This is a genomic window from Acinetobacter pittii, assembly GCF_034067285.1.
In the GTDB taxonomy this organism is placed as follows: Bacteria; Pseudomonadota; Gammaproteobacteria; order Pseudomonadales; family Moraxellaceae; genus Acinetobacter; species Acinetobacter pittii_E.
In genome coordinates this window covers 2,885,070-2,897,857 of sequence record NZ_CP139286.1, presented here as the reverse complement: position 1 = coordinate 2,897,857, position 12,788 = coordinate 2,885,070, and the positions used below count along the sequence as shown (strand labels likewise).

Sequence of the window (12,788 nt, the reverse complement as noted above, 5' to 3'; positions counted from 1 at the left end):
ATGGAAATCAATACGATTATTGGCATCGTTGTTGCCATTATAATTATGCTAATTGGCTTAAAAATGATTTTAAAAAAGCCAAACCATGCTGAACCCTCATTAGACAGTGATTTACATATTAATCCTGATAGTAATCAACCGGTTATACCTAGACATGTAAGAGATCAGCTTGAGAAAACTGAAGCTGAATCTGTAGCGGTGACTAGTGCTGAGCGAGTAGAACCGACTTTAAGCGGAGCTGCACCCTCACAAGTTCCTGAAACAAAACAAGCAGAAATTGAGTCTGTAGAACTCGCTAAAACAATTCAAACTGAACAAACTCCACCAGTTGTTGAAAATGCTTCTGTAGAAGAAATTAAAGCTGAAGAAGAAGTAACAAGCTCTGCTATTACTACAAATGGTTCAGTTGAGTTGGTCGATGCAGTTTCTGTGAAACCGGAAGCTGAAGCTTTAGCACAAGAAAGTCTGGAAGCTGAAAGCGAAAAAGCTGAGCCTGAGTTGAGTTTAAACCCGAATATTGAAACTGCCAAAATTGCTGAATTTGAAGGCGAGAGCAATATTCTGGATGTGCATTTACATGAACAGCAACGCTATGATGATGAAAGTGCATTGGCGATGGCTGAACAGATTATTGCGTTAAATGTGTATCCAAACCCTCGTCGTGCTTTGTCTGGCGATAAAGCCCTTAAAGTGCTGTTAAAATATGGTTTACGTTACGGCGAAATGTCATGTTTCCATCGTTATGAAAATACGGATGAGCCGAGTGTACTCATGTTCTCTGTATTACGTATGACAGACAATGGGCCAGCTGGGTTTGATCTTGAAACTTTATCTACCGAACAAGTTCAAGGGTTGGCATTTTTCCTTGCGCTTCCAAACAGTAAAGCCGTGACTGGTTTTGATATGATGGCGAGTATTGCGGGTCTAATTGCTCGCGAAATCGATGGCAAAGTTTACGATGAAAATAATCTTGAATTTACGCCACAGTTGAAAGAGCACTGGCGTCATCATGTGATTGATTATCGTCCGGCACAGGCCACTGCCTAGTTTTAATTTTTTACGTTCGTTGCGATAATTGCAACATATCTAGTCGCAGCTCAGGGTGGAGAAATTTCCACCCTTTTTTATGGTGAATAACATAATGGCAACAACTTCCGTGATCGAACAGATGCGTCAGCTTATTCAACTGATTGCAAAGCATAACCATGCCTACTACGTCATGGATCAGCCGACAATCTCGGACAGTGAATATGATCATTTATTTCACCAGTTAAAAGCTTTAGAAGAGCAATATCCTGACCTTGTTCAATCAGATTCACCAACAACCAAAGTAGGTGGACAAGCACTCTCTAAATTTCAAAGTGTGACCCATGTAGTTCCGATGCTTTCTTTGGGGAACGTTTTTAATCAGGAAGACTTGTTCGCATTTGCTCGTCGTGTTGAAGAGCGTTTGCCTAATCAAAAAGTACAATATGAAGTCGAATTAAAACTTGACGGTCTTGCGATTTCGCTCTGGTATGAAAATGGTGTCTTAGTACGTGGCGTTACACGTGGTGATGGCGAAACCGGCGAAGACATTACCCAGAATGTTAAAACGATTCGTAATTTGCCTAAAGTGTTGCATTCAGATCACTTTGAAATTCCACGTTTGTTAGAAGTACGCGGCGAAGTACTTATGCCAAAGTCTGGCTTTGAAAAACTCAATGCTGACCAAGAAGCAAAAGGTGATAAAACATTTGCGAACCCGCGTAACGCAGCAGCGGGTAGTTTAAGACAACTCGATCCTAATATTGCTGCTGGTAGACCTTTAGCATTTTATGCTTACGGTATCGCTCAATGTGAACCTAATCATGGCTTAACTACCATGCATGACAGCCTACAATGGCTCACAAAACTTGGATTTGAAATTGCGGAACGTCAGTATCTTTGTGATTCAATTCAAGAAGTACAGCAGCGCTACGAACAAATTCAGCAAGAACGTCCAGATTTACAAGTTGAAATTGATGGGATGGTTGTAAAGGTTGATGACTTAAGACAGCAGCAACAACTTGGTTTTTTAAGTCGTGAGCCACGTTGGGCAACAGCCTATAAATTTCCTGCACAAGCTGCATTAACGACGGTTGATCAAATTGATTGGCAAGTAGGGCGTACAGGTACTTTGACCCCTGTAGCACGTTTAAACCCAGTATTTGTGGGTGGTGTTACGGTTTCTAATGTAACCTTACACAATATTGGTGAAATCCATCGTCTTGATGTGCGTGTGGGCGATACAGTCAGTGTTTACCGTACAGGCGACGTTATTCCTAAAGTAGAAAAAGTTTGGCCAGAGTTTCGTTCACCTGACGCTGAAATTGTACATTTACCAGAAAGCTGTCCTGTTTGTGCTTCACCAGTTGTGATGCCTGAAGGAGAAGCTTTAGCACGTTGTTCTGGTGGGCTTTATTGCGCTGCGCAGCGGATTGAAGCGATTCGCCATTTCGTATCACGTAAGGCGATGGATATTGAAGGTTTAGGTGATCGTTGGGTAGAGTCTTTATTACATCTCGATTTACTTAAAGATGTGGCCGACATCTATCATTTGCATGAACACCGAGAAACTTTACTTGGTATTGAAAAAATGGGCGAGAAATCGGTCCAAAATCTGATTGATGCCATTGAAGCGAGTAAGAAAACAACTCTTGCGCGTTTTATTTATGCTTTAGGAATTCGTGGAGTAGGTGAAACAACAGCTAGAATGTTAGCCAATACTTTCCAAACTTTGGAAGCGCTTAAAGCTGCTGATGTTGAAGCTTTAAAGAAAACTCCAGATGTTGGTGATATTACCGCAGAGTGGATTGCTGACTTTTTCTTGGCACCACACAACATTGAAGTGCTGGATCGCCTAATAGCAGCAGGGATTCATTGGGATGCGCCAACAGCACCAACACGTCAACCGTTAAATGGCGAAAGTTGGGTATTAACAGGCACTTTAGAGCAAATGACTCGTGATCAGGCAACCCAAATGCTGCAAGCGTTAGGTGCACGTGTAAGCGGTAGTGTATCGAGTAAAACCAAATGTGTTGTTGCTGGTGAGAAGGCTGGTTCGAAATTAGAAAAAGCAGCAAAACTTGGTATTGCAGTTATGAATGAGACTGATTTCTTATCACTTATGGCGAGCTATGGGCAGACTTTAAGCGAATAGATCTACCGAAATAAGAACCATTGATTTTAGTTACAAATTTATAAATTGATGGTTTGTGCCTTATTTTAACGCTTGTCTGAGCTAATAAATCGGACAAGCGTTTCTTTTTGCAGAGAAAATTTAAATAACTTAAACTGCAAATGCGTATGTTTCTCATTTTAATTTGATAAAAATCATAAACTTAACTATTTTTTGTTTTGCAATCACTTTTAAGATTGCCCATAATAGTTCTCATACGATAGGAGATTTATTATGCGTGGCAATCCAGAAGTCATAGACTATTTAAATATGCTCATTGGCGGAGAATTGGCTGCCCGTGATCAATATCTAATCCATTCTCGTATGTATGAAGATTGGGGCTTAAATAAAATTTATGAACGTATTGATCATGAGATGCAAGAAGAAGCTTCTCATGCTGATGCGATCATTCGCCGTGTATTATTTTTAGGTGCTAAACCAAACATGCACCGTGAAGATATCAACGTTGGTACAGACGTTGTATCTTGCTTAAAAGCTGATTTGGCGCTTGAATATCACGTTCGTGAAAAGTTGGCGACAGGTATCAAACTTTGTGAAGAGAAGGGCGATTACATTAGCCGTGATATGTTGCGTCAACAATTATCAGATACTGAAGAAGATCATACATACTGGTTAGAAAAGCAATTACGTTTAATTGAGTTGATTGGCTTACAAAATTATATTCAATCTCAAATTTAATAAAAGAACCCAGCTCAGGCTGGGTTTTTTATTGGCTTATTTAAATAAAATTAACTCATCGCTTAAATGTTAGTTTTGTCAAATTGAACATATTCAAAGCCTTACTATATAAGGCTTTGGCAGTTACAAAAAAGTCAGAAAAATTGTATCACACCCCCTGTTTTTTTTATGAAATTGGATATAATTTCGCCAACAAAACCCTTGCCTAGAAATTTAATGAGGCAAGGGTTTTTCTATGGAAAATCGGTTGGTATGGATCGCCCATGATTTTATGGTGAGTTCGCGAAATATGTTATTTACCAAACCTGCTGTTTTAGATACAGCTACACTCTTAAGCACACAACGTCTTGCAACACGACTAAGCTTTTTTAGCTTAGGTTTTGCGACTGCAGCTTGGGCACCTCTTATTCCTTTTGCACAGCAACGTTTAAACCTAAATCATGCCGATTTTGGTTTACTTTTGCTTTGTATGGGTATTGGTTCAATGATTGCTATGCCTGCGACCGGAGCTTTAGTCAAGCGCTGGGGATGTCGTCCATTAATTGCTTTGGCATTGATGCTGTTAATGGTTTTATTGCCTAGCCTTACGATGTGGAGCAGCATTGTGACCATGGCTGTAGCATTGTTTATTTTTGGATCGGCAGCAGGATGTCTTGGAGTAGCTATCAATTTACAAGCAGTGGTTGTAGAAAAGCATAGCTTGCGAGCTCTTATGTCTAGCTTCCATGGAATGTGTAGTTTGGGAGGCTTAACAGGCGCTATGCTTGTGACTGCATTATTGGCAGTGGGCCTTTCTCCATTAATGAGTACGTTATCAGTTGTTATGATTTTACTTGTTATTGGTGGTGTTGCCATTCCCTCTTGTTTAACGTCTTTTGAACAGGATGAAAAGCCACATGAAGATACAACTCAAGCACCGAAAAAATTTTATCGTCCCGATGGCATTATTTTGCTTATCGGTATGATGTGTTTTATCGCCTTCTTATCAGAAGGTGCGGCAATGGACTGGGGTGGTATTTATTTAACAAGTAAATATCAGCTTAACCCTGCTTTTGCTGGCTTAGCTTATACTTTCTTTGCGCTTAGCATGACCACTGGACGTTTTGCAGGTCATGTTTTGCTTAAGCAATGGGGCGAAAAGAATATTGTAACTTATAGTGCAATTGTGGCTGCGATTGGTATGGCTATTATTGTGACTGCGCCAGTCTGGCAAGTAGTTATATTAGGTTATGCACTGTTAGGACTAGGCTGTTCTAATATTGTACCAGTGATGTTTTCTCGGGTTGGTCGACAAAACAATATGCCAAAAGCAGCTGCACTTTCTTTAGTATCAACGATTGCCTATACGGGTTCTTTAAGCGGCCCAGCTTTAATTGGTTTAATTGGTGAATGGACGGGTTTAAGTACTGTTTTAACAGGCGTAGCTGTATTGCTATTTGTCATTGCTTTACTTAACCGTTTTACATTAATAAAGACAAATTAATTTATAAATAATAGAGATCTTCAAAGAACATCGAGAAATTTAATTCCTCGATGTTCTTTTATTTAGATTTATAAAACCTGATAGATCGATTGATAACTATCTTGTAATAATCGCTGAGGTTTCATCAGTAAAGTTGGTGTCTTTTCTAAATCATCCAAGAAATTATTTCGCCAATGGGTAAGATCAGATGATGTTAATCCTTCTATCAATTGCTGGTAACGATTAATACGCTCAGTTTTAGACATTTCTAAAGCCATTTTTAAAGCATCCATCATCGCTGCTCTATCTTGCGGATCAACAATCAAGGCTTGAGACATCTGCTCAGCAGCACCAGCATATTTAGATAAAATGAGTACGCCCGGATTTTCTGGGTCTTGGGCTGCAATATATTCTTTAGCGACCAAGTTCATACCATCGCGTAGTGAACTGATCCAGCAAATATCTGAATGGCGATAAATGTGCATAAGATTATGGTGTTGAACCGTGTCATAGCAGCAATCTACAGGTCGCCAGTCTTCATGTGCAAACTCTTCGTTAATTAGCTCGAGCTTGGTTTTAAAACGTTGGAATAAACGCTGATAAGCTGGAATATCCGTACGAGAAGGTATTGCAACTTGAAGATGCCGAACTAGACCATGATATTCAGGACTGGTTTCCAAAAAGGTTGCAAATGCATTAAATCTTTCGAGCAAACCTTTCGAATAGTCAATACGATCAACCCCAATAATTGTTTTTTGACGTGGTATTTCCTCAAAATTAAACACAGAAGAGGTCGCCAAATCTTGTTGGGCTTGCTTTTGTATAATTTCGGGCTGAACACCAATTGGGTATGACTTAATTAATATTTGACGTTTCTTGTAGCTAATACTGTTACTTTGTATTTTCTGAGCTTCGAGTAAATTTAGACAAGTCTGCATACATGCATTTTGATCGATTTGGGTTTGTAAACCAATAACATCATATTGACTCAAGTCTTGAATTAATTCTCGGCCCACTGGAATTTTGCGCCAGATATTGAGACTAGCAAATGGTATATGTAAAAAGAAACCAATTTTATTTTGCATGCCTAATTCACGGCAGTAACGTGCTACACTAAAAAAGTGATAATCGTGTATCCAAATAAGATCTTCAGGTTGAGCAAGCTGTTTTAACTTTTCAGCAAACAAACGGTTGACCTTTTGATAGGTGCTATATTCTTGCGCATCATATTCAATTAGATCTTCGCGACTATGCATTGCTGGCCAGAGAACCTTATTTGCAAAACCACAGTAATATTGCGCATATTGTTGATGGGTAAGAGGGCAGGTAATGTAATCAATCCCTTGAGAAGAGGCTTGTTCAAACTCTGGCGCTTCGCTATCGGTAATTTGCTGGCCATTCCAGCCTAACCAAATGCCATTACTATCATTCAAAGCGTCTTGTACAGCCACGGCGAGGCCACCAGCTGAAGCTTTACCTGAGGGCATACTTATCCGGTTCGATAATACGATTAATTTAGACATATTTTTTCTCCATTCTGATTTTGGCTATTTTTGACATATAAGCTTTTTATTCTGTTTTGAAATAAAAAAAGAAAATTAGCGACACTATCAATATCTTTTAATCTATATTCAGCTTGTGTTACACCGGAACCCACTTTAATTGTGAGACCAGATTGTTGATTAATAAATACAAAACCTGATTCATCTGTTAAATCATCGCCTATAAAAATAGGTAAAACAGAAGGTAAATTAAGATGATTTAATATGGTTTTAATTGCTTTACCTTTATCAGCTTGATGAGGAATTAATTCAATAACAAATTTTCCCTTATTTAATTTTAATTGAGGATAATCAGAGCTAATCTGTTGCATAATATTAATAGCGTGATTTTCTAAATCTGGGTTCTTGCGATAATGTAAAGCGACAGAATAACCTTTGTCCTCAATTAATAACTCGGGATATTTTTCGCAAGATTTTTGAATATCTTGTTTTAATTGTTTAAAATTAATCTGACTTAAATCTGGCCGAATATAATGATCTGAATTAAGACAAATATCTAAACCATGTAAGCCCGCAATTGGAACTTCAATAGGATATAAGAGTTTACTAGCTGTATTGACATCACGACCTGTTACAGCAATAACAGGTATATTTAATTGAATAATTTTTTTTATAATTTCTAATGTGGTGTTTGGAATAAAACTATGCTCAGGATTAATTTGAAAGGGTGCTAATGTCCCATCAATATCCAAAAATAAACAATAATTTTTATCTAAAGATAAATTGCTTATAATATGATTGGGTGTAACAAAATATGTATATTTTTCTCTCCCATCAGATATTGTATTTTGACTGTTCATATTAGCCTTCCCAATATTTTTTGATCAATAATTACTCTTCTAACATTAAAATGAATTGATGAGTCATTTCTTTTAATAAAAAAACATAAGTATTAACATTAATTACATTGCATAATGGATTTATAGGCGAAGTGTGGAGTATGTTGTTTTTTGATTGGCTTCAATGTTTAGATAATTAAAGTTTTGTATATTTAATATGAATAATGCAGGTCTTATTTATCAATATATTTCAGAATATTAACGTATTATAAATGCTTGATTTTATGATTTAGAAATTGTTTTTAATATTGTTTTTAAAGGATATTTTAAATCAATATTATTATATAATCTTTATAAAATCGGTTTTGGATAGGCATATGAAGTTACAAAATAAAATTTTATTAATTACAGGTTGGGGATTAGGAGTGGAACCTTTGCAATCTCTTAAATTGCATTTGGAAAAAGTAGGATTTGAGACACAACTTATTAATATTTTTAATATTTTAGATAGTAACTTTCAAGCACAGCTAGACTTAGTGGCTAGGGCTGATGTAGTCGTAGGCTGGTCTTTAGGTGGACAGTTAGCAACTCAACTGGTCGATATTTTTTATAAGCAAACAGGGCAGACTAAGACATTAATTACACTTGCTTCAAATCCTTGTTTCGTTGCCAACGATAATTGGCAACCTGCAATGCCTACAGATGTATTCACTCAATTTAAATCTTCTTTTTTACAGAACCCGCAAGCCACGTTAAAGCGTTTTTATTATTTGATTACACTTGGCTCAACCCAAGCTAAACAAGATTGGATAAATATTCAAAATATAGCAAATCCGCCATCAAATGAACTTTTAATAGAAGGTTTGCAAATGCTTGAACAATTAAACTTGGTAGATAACTTAAAAAACTATTCTGGCCGACAACTTCACCTGTTTGCTGAGCAAGATAATGTCATTCCTTGCAAAATTATCGAAAAATTTGAGGAGATCGTGACAGAAAACATGAATTGTAAAGTGCTAAAAGGCGCTACTCATGCTTTTCCATACCTCGAAGTAGACCGAACAATTGAAGAAATCTGCCAATTTTTAACAATTCATCAGCAAAGTTAATAAGCTTTGATTGATCTCGCAATTTTCTTTCATTCTTAACAGGTTTAACATGTGCTAAATGAGAGATTTAATTGCTGTAAAAGGGTAAATAGGATGACCGATAATTTTGATTTGGAACATATTTGGCATCCTTATACTTCAATGACCCAACCTTTACCGACCTTTAAAGTTAAACGTGCCTATGGGGCAACGATTGAACTCGACGATGGTAAGACTTTAATTGATGGTATGTCATCTTGGTGGTGTGCAATTCACGGCTATAACCACCCTGAACTCAATCAAGCAGTGACAGATCAATTACAAAACATGTCACATATTATGTTTGGTGGGTTAACCCATGACCCTGCCATTGAGTTGGGTAAAATTCTTTTAAAAATTACGCCGCCAAGCCTCGACAAAATTTTTTATGCAGATTCGGGGTCGGTTGCCGTTGAAGTTGCTTTGAAAATGGCTGTGCAATTCTGGACAGCACAAGGCCAACCTCAGAAAACAAATTTTATTACTACACGTTCTGGTTATCACGGTGATACATGGAATGCGATGTCTGTTTGTGATCCAGTAACAGGCATGCATCAGATTTTTGGTACAAGTTTACCAAACCGTCTTTTTGTAGCAGCACCGCAAACCAAATTTCATGAAGAGTGGAACCAAGAAGATATTGCTGAGCTAGAACAAGCTATTCAGCAAAATCATGAAAATCTTGCTGCACTGATTATTGAGCCAATTGTACAAGGCGCAGGGGGCATGCGTTTTTATCATCCTGAATATTTACGTCAGGCTAAAGTGCTTTGTGAAAAATATAACCTGCTTTTAATTTTCGATGAAATTGCCACTGGTTTTGGCCGTACTGGTAAGCTCTTTGCGTGGGAGCATGCCCAAGTTGAGCCAGACATTATGTGCATAGGTAAAGGGCTAACAGGCGGCTATATGACCTTATCTGCTACTTTAACGACAAAGCATGTTGCAGAAAGGATTAGTCGCGGTGAGGCTGGGGTCTTTATGCACGGCCCAACTTTTATGGCCAATCCACTTGCTTGCGCGGTCGCTTTAAAAAGTACGCAATTGTTAATTGAACAAGATTGGCAGGCCAATATTGAGCGAATTGAGCAACAGCTTAGTCAATATTTAACGCCTTTAAGTCAGCTTGATTATGTTGCCGATGTACGGGTGCTCGGTGCAATTGGTGTAGTAGAACTCACCTTTAATGTTGATATGAAAACTTTACAGCAACAATTTGTAGACCGCGGAATCTGGATTCGTCCTTTTGGAAAATTGGTTTATGTGATGCCACCGTATGTCATCACTCATCAAGAGTTAAATAATTTGCTTGAACAATTGGTTGAGGTTGTTCAAACGATGCAGGGAGCGTATTAAGATGTCATTGCTTAATCATTTTGCTGCCGAGTTAGATGAGTTAAAACAACAAGGTAACTTCAGACACTTTACTCAAAATGTGCAGCATGACCGTTTTATTACGATTCAAAATAAAACGATGCTTAACTTGGCTTCAAATGATTATCTTGGGTTGGCGGCTGATATTAATCTTCGCCAAGAGTTTCTAGATAGCTATCCATTAGAAAGAAGCTATTTTAGTTCTTCATCTTCACGCCTATTAACGGGCAATTTTGAAGAATATGAACAGTTAGAAAATAGCCTAAGTAAAGCATTTGGTGATCGGGCGGCCCTATTATTTAATAGTGGCTACCATATGAATCTTGGTATTTTGCCTGCGGTTGCTGATAGCAAAACTTTAATTTTGGCAGATAAGTTAGTCCATGCAAGCATGATTGACGGTATACGTTTGTCTGGTGCCCAATATGTACGTTATCGACATAATGATTTACAGCATTTGGAACAACTTCTCCAAAAATATCATGATGATGAAAAGATTGAACGTATCATCGTGGTCACAGAAAGTATTTTTAGTATGGATGGGGATGAAACGGATTTAGCGGCTTTAGTCCAGCTCAAAAAACGTTTTGCTAAAACCATGTTGTATGTCGATGAAGCACATTCAATCGGTGTGCGTGGTCAGCAAGGATTAGGGTGTGCTGAACAATACAATGTCATTCAAGAAATTGATTTTTTAGTTGGTACATTAGGTAAAGCATTGGCAGCAGTTGGTGGTTACATTATTTGCGATCCAATTATTAAAGATTATCTCATTAATAAAATGCGCCCCCTTATTTTTAGTACTGCACAGCCCCCGATTGTGATGGCATGGGCAAACTTTATTTTTCAAAAAGTATTAGTCGCTCAATCTCAGCGTGAACATTTAGAAAGCATTAGCCAATATCTTCAACAAGCTGTCGTGCAAAAGGGTTATGTAAGCCCATCGACCAGCCATATTATTCCCGTCATTGTTGGAGAAAGTCAGGCTGCTATCGATAAAGCGAAGCAAGTTCAGGAAAGTGGTTTTTATGCTATGCCTGTGCGTCCACCCACAGTACCTAAAAACAGTTCGCGTTTGCGTATTTCTTTAACGTCAAGGGTGCAGCAACATGAACTTGAAGAATTGGTGAGTTTTCTGTGAGTTTGAATAAAGACTTGGTTGCCCAGCGTTTTGCTAAAGCAGGGCAAAGCTATTCAGAACAAGCAATTGTTCAAAAACAAATTTGCCAAAATTTAACACGGTTACTCCAGCAGTTTTGCCCAAGCACAATACCACGTGTTTTTGAAATTGGTTGTGGTTCTGGCAATTTAACTCGTCTTATTACTGCATCTTTTCAAATCGAAGAATTAATTTTGAATGATCTGTATGCAGATGTGCAGCAGCACTTTAATTCTCACGAAAGTTTGAAATGGTTGATTGGAGACGTTGAGGCGTTAGATTTTCCTCAGCAGCTCGATATGATTGTTTCAGGTTCAGCTTTACAGTGGATGCAAGATTTACCGCGCTTGCTCGAACGTTGTGATGAGGCTTTAGTCGATCAAGGTTGGTTATGCTTTTCAACATTTGGCTCTAAAAACTTATTAGAGATTAAAGAGCTAACAGGACAAGGCTTAAGTTATTGGTCAGTTGAAAATTGGAATAGGGCTTTAACTCAGGCTGGTTTTGAGATTTTGCATTTGTCAGAGTCGGAAACTCAACTGTATTTTGATTCGCCTAAGGCTGTGTTGCAGCATTTAAAGGCAACAGGGGTAACGGCAACTGCTCAACATCGTTGGACTAAGCAAACGTTACAACAGTTTTATCAAGATTATGATCGGTTTAAGCATGCCGAAGGATATTCCCTAACATATCATCCGATTTATTGTATTGCCCGGAGAGTGAAGTAAATGAGTGGCCAGATCTATTTTGTGAGCGGGATTGATACCGAAATTGGTAAAACTTACGCAACAGGATTTTTAGCAAAATTATGGACTGAGCAGGGTAAAAAAGTGATTACCCAAAAACTCATTCAGACAGGTAATGCTGATATTTCTGAAGATATCGAAAAGCACCGTGAAATTATGGGTCAAGGCTGGTTTCAAGAAGATCATGACAAGCTCACTATGCCTGAAATCTTTAGTTACCCAGCTTCACCTCATTTAGCAACACGTCTTGATAACCGAGAAATTGATTTTCAAAAAATTGAAAATGCGACCCAAACATTGGCAGAGCGTTTTGAAATCGTATTGTTAGAAGGTGCAGGAGGCTTAATGGTGCCATTAACCACCAATCTGCTAACCATTGATTATGTCGCTCAGCACCAGTTTCCGATTATTTTAGTAACCTCAGGGCGTTTGGGAAGTATTAACCATACTTTACTTAGTCTTGAGGCACTTAAATCTCGTGGACTGAAATTAAAGGCTTTGGTTTATAACCTAAAAGATGAATCAAAAGATCCATTAATTTCACAAGATACTTCAAATTATTTGAAAGATTATTTAGCTGTTCATTTTCCTGAAGCTGAATGGATCGAACTGGCAAAAATGAATTAAGTTCAACAGGCTATAAAAAACCGCTCAAATTTGAGCGGTTTTTTTTACATCTTA

General features: G+C 37.9%; 11 protein-coding genes. 9 read left to right on the top strand and 2 right to left on the bottom strand.

What is annotated here, in order from left to right; translation table 11 throughout:
• The 4 genes from zipA (at position 1) to SOI81_RS13670 (ending at position 5,381) form a co-directional block, all read left to right on the top strand.
• Positions 1-1,047: a cell division protein ZipA C-terminal FtsZ-binding domain-containing protein gene (gene zipA / locus SOI81_RS13685; protein ID WP_239975501.1), complete on the top strand. Its 1,047-nt coding sequence runs from the start codon at positions 1-3 to the stop codon at positions 1,045-1,047.
• A 94-nt stretch (positions 1,048-1,141) separates the two neighbouring features.
• A complete protein-coding gene (gene ligA / locus SOI81_RS13680; RefSeq protein ID WP_238515678.1) occupies positions 1,142-3,181 on the top strand; it encodes an NAD-dependent DNA ligase LigA in 2,040 nt (679 codons plus the stop codon).
• A gap of 252 nt (positions 3,182-3,433) precedes the next feature.
• Positions 3,434-3,898 carry a heteropolymeric bacterioferritin subunit Ftn gene (gene ftn, locus SOI81_RS13675; RefSeq protein WP_001214863.1) on the top strand — a complete coding sequence of 155 codons (465 nt, stop codon included), beginning with the start codon at positions 3,434-3,436 and terminating at the stop codon, positions 3,896-3,898.
• A 289-nt stretch (positions 3,899-4,187) separates the two neighbouring features.
• Positions 4,188-5,381, top strand: coding sequence for an MFS transporter (locus SOI81_RS13670; protein ID WP_239967543.1), 1,194 nt, complete (start codon positions 4,188-4,190; stop codon positions 5,379-5,381).
• 68 nt (positions 5,382-5,449) lie between these two features.
• On the opposite strand, the gene otsA is transcribed toward SOI81_RS13670, so the two are convergent.
• Positions 5,450-6,883 carry an alpha,alpha-trehalose-phosphate synthase (UDP-forming) gene (otsA, locus tag SOI81_RS13665; protein ID WP_239967498.1) on the bottom strand — a complete coding sequence of 478 codons (1,434 nt, stop codon included), beginning with the start codon at positions 6,881-6,883 and terminating at the stop codon, positions 5,450-5,452.
• Positions 6,871-7,722, bottom strand: a complete 852-nt coding sequence (gene otsB / locus SOI81_RS13660; protein ID WP_239975502.1) for a trehalose-phosphatase — start codon at positions 7,720-7,722, stop codon at positions 6,871-6,873. Before otsB ends, otsA begins: the two co-directional genes overlap by 13 nt.
• A 356-nt stretch (positions 7,723-8,078) precedes the next feature.
• Here otsB and SOI81_RS13655 point away from each other — a divergent pair, with 356 nt between their 5' ends.
• From SOI81_RS13655 to bioD, 5 genes are all read left to right on the top strand, one after another.
• Positions 8,079-8,810, top strand: coding sequence for a hydrolase (locus tag SOI81_RS13655; protein ID WP_320540913.1), 732 nt, complete (start codon positions 8,079-8,081; stop codon positions 8,808-8,810).
• Between the two features lie 93 nt (positions 8,811-8,903).
• Complete coding sequence (gene bioA, locus SOI81_RS13650; protein WP_320540912.1) at positions 8,904-10,184, top strand: adenosylmethionine--8-amino-7-oxononanoate transaminase; 1,281 nt, start codon at positions 8,904-8,906, stop codon at positions 10,182-10,184.
• A gap of 1 nt (position 10,185) precedes the next feature.
• On the top strand, positions 10,186-11,343 hold the full coding sequence (bioF, locus tag SOI81_RS13645; protein WP_320540911.1) for an 8-amino-7-oxononanoate synthase: 1,158 nt from the start codon (positions 10,186-10,188) through the stop codon (positions 11,341-11,343).
• Entirely contained in the window at positions 11,340-12,089 is a 750-nt protein-coding gene (gene bioC, locus SOI81_RS13640) for a malonyl-ACP O-methyltransferase BioC (RefSeq protein ID WP_320540910.1), read from the top strand. The genes bioF and bioC overlap by 4 nt, the downstream gene beginning before the upstream one ends.
• On the top strand, positions 12,090-12,734 hold the full coding sequence (gene bioD / locus SOI81_RS13635) for a dethiobiotin synthase (RefSeq protein WP_320540909.1): 645 nt from the start codon (positions 12,090-12,092) through the stop codon (positions 12,732-12,734).
• Positions 12,735-12,788 lie beyond the last annotated feature (54 nt).